Raw genomic sequence first — 4,869 nt, 5'->3', positions numbered from 1 at the left:
GGCAAAGACAGCACCACACAATTCAGCGAGCGCATTCGGCGAAAAATATCCGCCGAAGGTGCAATTGTGCGGGGCTGCCATACCATTGGAGGGACGAATATGGGGCGCAGCAGCAGCAAGCGGGAGGAGATCTACGCTTTTCTGAAGGACTATATCGCTTCGCACGGCTATCCGCCGACGACGCGCGAGATCATGGCCGGGGTCGGTCTGCGCTCCACGGCCTCCGTGCACTATCACCTGTCGGAGCTGAGCCGCAGCGGCGCCATTGAAATGGATGGCGGCAAGAACCGCGCCATTTCGCTCGGGGCCGAGGCCGCGCCGCAGGGCGTGCCGCTCGTCGGCGTCGTGACGGCCGGTCAGCCGATCCTCGCCGTGGAGAATATCGAGGGCTATGTGCCGTGGGAGGCCGAGGCCGGGTGCTTTGCGCTGCGTGTGCGCGGCGATTCCATGATCGAGGCGGGCATTTTTGACGGCGACAAGGTCGTCGTGCGGCCGCAGCAGACGGCGGAAAACGGCGAGATCGTCGTGGCGCTGCTCGGCGACTCGGCGACAGTCAAGCGCCTGCGGCGGCGCGGCGGCGAGGTCTGGCTCATGCCGGAGAATCCCGCCTACGACCCCATCGACGGCCGCGAGGCGCAGATCCTCGGCAAGGTCAAGGCCGTCATTCGGGAATACTGAGCAAAAAAAGCGGACCCGGGAGGGCCCGTTTTTTTTGCGTATAGGCTCATGTAGGGAGCGGCATCGTCGAACGCGCAGGGGTTCCAGAATTGTCATTCCGAGGAGCGAAGCGACGTGGGAATCTCGCAGTACCCGGCCGCATCGTGGGAAAGCGATCGGTAAAATCGCAACTGCCTGCCCGAGATTGCCACGGGCGCAAAGCGCCCTCGCAATGACAAATCTGGTGGCCAGTGCGGTCGGCGGGGTACACAGGAATCTGCAGCTGCCAATGGCGCTCAACCCCCGTAAAGGGGACGCCGCATCCGTAAGGCGGCAAAGCCGCCAACGGCTGCGCAGGGAACGCCGCTACAGATGCAATCGGTTGGTACGCTTTTATCGACAGCCTGTGCGAATCGGCAGTGCCTTCCCGAGATTGCACCCCAAGGGCACTTCCTCGCGCTGCGCGCTCAGGGCGCCACGTCGGCCTGCGGCCTCCTCGCAATGACAAGCTTGGGAGCCTTACACATTCGCCGGAAATACCTCCAGATTTGCAGCTGCCAAAGGCGGTCACTGACCGCCGCTACAGACGCAATTGGTGCATACCGTTTTCACGGCGGCCGGTACGAATCGGCAGCCTTGCGAAACTTTCCATTTTCTATTTTCCACTCGCCGCATGCCGTCCCCCTACAACGCTCCATCGATGCCCTCGCCATTCCCCTCCGCCAGCTCCCACACCTGCTTTGCAAGCAGCACGGCGAGAGGCAGGAGGATCATCCCCGCAAGACCGAACAGGCGATAGCCCGCGTAGAGCGACAGGAGCGTCAGCAGCGGCGGCAGGCCGATCTGCCGCCCGAGCAGGCGCGGCTCAAGGGCCGAGCGGGCAAAGGCCGCGGCGGCATAGGTGACGGTCAGGCCGAGGGCAAGGCCGCCGGACCCGCGCAGCAGGGAGACGGCCGCCCACGGCAGCAGCACCGTCCCGGAGCCGAGGACGGGCAGGGCATCGACCACGGCGATGAGCGCGCCCAAAAGCACGGCGTGCGGCCGCCGCAGCGCGGCGAGCAGGCCGAGCGAAACGACGCCGAACGTTACGAGCAGGAGCTTTCCCTGTGCGAGGACATAGCCCCGCAGGGCAGCGCGCAGACGCACAAGGAGTTGCCCGCCGCGCGCCCGCCATTCCTCCGGCACATGGCGCGCCGCAAGGGCGCGGAGCCTCGGCGCATCGCCCGCGAGGAAATAGGCGGACAGCAGGGCCGTCAGCCCGAAGAGCAGCAGCTGCGGCATCCAGCCGAGCACGCGCGTGACGCAGCCGAACACGCCTTGCGACACGGAGTCGGCCACGACACTCCCGCCCGCAAACAGCCTGTCGACCCACTGGGCTGCAGCCTCTCCCATGCCGTCCGGCAGGCGGCTGGCCAGATGCAGGGCAGCGGCATGCAGGCGCTGCAGCGGCTCGGCCAGCGTGGAGAGCAGACCAGGCAGACGGGCGCACAGGGCAGCGCAGCCCTGCCACAGCGCCCAGCCGAGGCCCGTGAGCACGGCGGCCGCGGCGAGGCACACGGCCGTCACGCTGAGGAATGCAGCCAGCCCGTGCGGCAGGCGGCGCAGGCGCGCGGCAAGCGGCCGGGCCAGCCGGGCAAGGCCGAGACCGAGCAGGAACGGCAGGCCGACGGGCAGGAGGATGCGCGCCGTGAGCCACAGGCCCGCCAGCACCCCGGCGGCGCAGGCGCACAGCTGCCAGAGCTTTTTCATTTCCTCGACTCCTTTCGACCGCGCCGCGCGGATTGCGCTTGCATTTTCGGGGCGCTTATGTTAGAATGCACTTGTTCGGGAAACATCTGCACATCTCTTGTGAACAGGAGGAGCCATATATGGCACAGCTTCCGAAATACTATATCGTGGAGGCCCAGGCGCTGCCGGAGGTTTTTCTCAAGGTCGCCGAGGCAAAGTGGCTGCTGGAGACCGGTGAGGTCGCAACGGTGAATGACGCCGCGCGCGCCACGGGCATCAGCCGCAGTGCATTTTACAAGTATCGCGATTCCATCTCGCCGTTCCAGAACCTGATGGCTGGCCGCATTCTGACCTTCCAGTTGCTGCTGCGGGACATGACGGGCCTGCTTTCCAGCATACTCACCATTTTTGCCCAATTCGGCGCAAATATACTGACGATCAATCAGTCAATTCCGACAAACGGCTGTGCCTCCGTGACGATCTCGGCCGAGACGGGCGGCATCTCGCAGGGCGTTGAGGCGCTGATGCGCGCGCTTTCTCAGGTGGACGGCGTGCGGAAGGTCGAGGTCCTCGCAGGCTGAAAACAGCGCCCGATGCGCAGCGGAAATTTTTGCCGGATTCCATGCGCTTGCCTCTTGCATTTCCCTGTTAGAGCCTGTATACTTGTAGCGGGCAATTCACAGGGGGGAGGTGTTATCCATGGTTTTTGAAACGATCCGCGAATTTCTTTGCGAGCAGCTGGCATGCGACGAGAGCCGCGTGACACCAGACACCGTGATGCTGGAGGATCTGGAGATGGAGCCGTCGGATCTCGGTGATCTGATGCTTTCCCTGGAGCAGGAATTCGGCATCGAATGGACGGATGACGACCTGCAGGGGATCCGCACGGTGGGCGATCTGACTGCCTTTGTGGAAAATCAGGAATAAGCAAAGCCTGCGCAGGAAACGACCTGTGCAGGCTTTTTTATGGTGTTGCGCGCCAATGCTGGGGAGCAGCATACGGCGGGTGGAAAATTGAAAATGGAAAGTGGAAGGATGCACAAGGCCTCCGGCCGCGCGTTGTAGGGGAGGGACATGTCCCTCCCAGCGCAGAGCTGCCGAAATGAACAGGCTGTCGTTAAAATGGCAGACGCCCCCGATTTGTCATTGCGAGGGCGCTTTGCGCCCGTTGCAATCTCGGGAAGGCAGTTGCGTTTTCGCCGAAGGCTTTCCAATGATTCAACCGGGCTCTGCGAGATTGCACCCCAAGGGCACTTCCTCGCGCTGCGCGCTCAGGGCGCCACGGCCACTTCGTGGCCTCGCAATGACAAATCTGGGGGCCTGCGATAATAACCGTAGATTTCTCACAAACGCGCAAATTGATACTTGACTTTTTCTCTGTGTATGTTACGATATCAATGTGGAAACCCGCCGTCCATGGTTGATCCCGATTGACGGTGTACGGTTCAGAGACGGTTGCCTGTCATCCCGCAGGAGCGGAATGGAGGCAGACATGTATAGCCCCTGCGGGAAATATCCCGAAGGAGGTGATACATATAACACTTCAGGACCTGTTCTGGGTACTTTCGATCCTCTGGCTGATTTGCCAGATCATCGACTGGTTCCGAAATGGTAAAAAGTGAGCCGTCTGTTGCAACCAGACGGCTCACTGATTTGTGATGAGCGACTCACAAATCGGTTGACATGTATATGGTTGTGGCAACCGTCCGGGTTTCCACATCTTTATTATATCCACCCTTGCCAGAAATGTCAAATACATTTTGACAGAAACTGTCCCGGTGAAACGGTTTGCGTTTTCGCCGAAGGTTTTCCAATGATTCAGCCTGGCTCTGCGAGATTGCCACGGGCGCGAAGCGCCCTCGCAATGACAAACTTGTTAGCCTTGCGCCATCGAATTCGCACTGCAAAGCCTACGGCCTGCATGGCGCTCCCTGAGCGCCGCTACAGGCACAATTGGTGCATACCGTATGAACGGCAGCCGGGGGCTTGCCTTTTTTCATTATACGATATCAAAAGCGGAGAGCGCAGGCTCTCCGCTTGTGTTTTCTTCAGCTGAACAGGTTCAGATTCACGGCGCTGAGGTCGAGGTACCAGTGCCCGCCGGTTTGGTAGCACACGGCGCGGACATTGAGCTGGCCATCCAGCTCACCCGTGAACGAAACGCGGAATTTGACGAGCCGTGCCTCGTCGACGGTCATGATCCAGTCGTACTGCTGGCGGAAATAATCCTCGAGCACGCGGCAGCCGCTCTCGGGGATGCGGCGGCTGTCCAGCTCCTTTGGCGTGATGTCATAGTCGTTGCTGCTGCCCTTGGCGAACGAATCGCGCACATTGGCCAGCTCCCCGGCATCGAAGCCGTCCGCATTGAGCACGGCGGGGGGGATGGCCTCCTGCAGGCGGGTGAAATCGTCGTCCTGCAGGGCGGCGCAGTAGGTGCGGACCGGCTCCATATAGGGCGCGTCAGCCAGGCCGCAGGCGCTGAGC

Annotated in this window: 5 protein-coding genes; 3 read left to right on the top strand and 2 right to left on the bottom strand. The window is 61.9% G+C overall.

All coding sequences use genetic code 11. The features are described from left to right. Positions 1-99: 99 nt before the first annotated feature. Positions 100-678, top strand: coding sequence for a transcriptional repressor LexA (gene lexA / locus ACMKFF_RS09400; RefSeq protein ID WP_349134575.1), 579 nt, complete (start codon positions 100-102; stop codon positions 676-678). 663 nt (positions 679-1,341) lie between these two features. Here the strand turns inward: lexA and ACMKFF_RS09395 are convergent. Beyond that, positions 1,342-2,406 (bottom strand): AI-2E family transporter, encoded by a 1,065-nt coding sequence (locus tag ACMKFF_RS09395; RefSeq protein WP_419496768.1) that lies wholly within the window; start codon positions 2,404-2,406, stop codon positions 1,342-1,344. A 119-nt stretch (positions 2,407-2,525) separates the two neighbouring features. Here ACMKFF_RS09395 and ACMKFF_RS09390 point away from each other — a divergent pair, with 119 nt between their 5' ends. Together ACMKFF_RS09390 and ACMKFF_RS09385 are read left to right on the top strand one after the other, a co-directional pair. After that, a complete protein-coding gene (locus ACMKFF_RS09390) occupies positions 2,526-2,966 on the top strand; it encodes an ACT domain-containing protein (RefSeq protein WP_419496767.1) in 441 nt (146 codons plus the stop codon). 118 nt (positions 2,967-3,084) lie between these two features. Further along, complete coding sequence (locus ACMKFF_RS09385) at positions 3,085-3,312, top strand: acyl carrier protein (RefSeq protein ID WP_349134709.1); 228 nt, start codon at positions 3,085-3,087, stop codon at positions 3,310-3,312. 1,121 nt (positions 3,313-4,433) lie between these two features. Here the strand turns inward: ACMKFF_RS09385 and ACMKFF_RS09380 are convergent. Next, on the bottom strand, positions 4,434-4,869 hold a 436-nt coding region (locus ACMKFF_RS09380), incomplete at its 5' end, for a hypothetical protein (protein WP_419496766.1).

The organism is Faecousia sp. (assembly GCF_048519415.1).
Classification (GTDB): domain Bacteria; phylum Bacillota; class Clostridia; order Oscillospirales; family Oscillospiraceae; genus JAZOXB01.
Note: the sequence above shows the minus strand (reverse complement) of the source record. Positions and strands in the feature narration are given on the sequence as shown.